Origin of the sequence: Wandonia haliotis (assembly GCF_039523435.1) — a bacterium.
GTDB lineage: Bacteria > Bacteroidota > Bacteroidia > Flavobacteriales_D > Crocinitomicaceae > Wandonia > Wandonia haliotis.
The window spans coordinates 1-503 of record NZ_BAAAFH010000005.1 but is presented as its reverse complement, the minus strand read 5'-3'; the positions used below and the strand labels follow the sequence as shown (position 1 = coordinate 503).

The 503-nt window shown below is 36.2% G+C and carries 1 pseudogene; it reads left to right on the top strand.

From position 1 onward, the window contains the following. Positions 1-275 (top strand): annotated as a pseudogene (locus ABDZ97_RS06005) (IS1 family transposase); the annotation flags it as partial. Positions 276-503 lie beyond the last annotated feature (228 nt).

The window sequence follows — 503 nt, the reverse complement described above, 5'->3', positions numbered from 1 at the left end:
AAATTTCAGCGGGTTTAAAACGACCTTATCCCATTGTAAAAGGCAACTGTTACGAAGTAGACGAATTGTTCACTTATGTAGGTCATAAAAAGAATCGAATTTGCATTTGTTATTCGTTGGAACCTAAAAGTGGAGCAATCATTGATGTTGTTGTAGGTAGAAGAAATAAAACGACACTCCGAACCCATCTGAAACGTCTGAATTTCAGAACGATTGCGTATAGTAAATCAATGGCCATGCTTTTGGCTGTGGTGAGAATTTATTTTTGGTGCTAACTGATGAAAAATAACCCGTATTTTCTTCATGAAAAAACAGGTTGACAACCCTATTTTTCAATGGATTTTGCTTATTTTTATTCTGCAAAACAGGGGAAAAAGTTCTTTGAGTTAAGTAATCATTTAGAAAATGTTCTTTCGGTGGTTTCTGGCCGGAAGTTACCAGTGGATGATGATTTAGGAGCTATTGCGTATTATCAGCCGGATGTGGTGAGTTATTCGGATTAT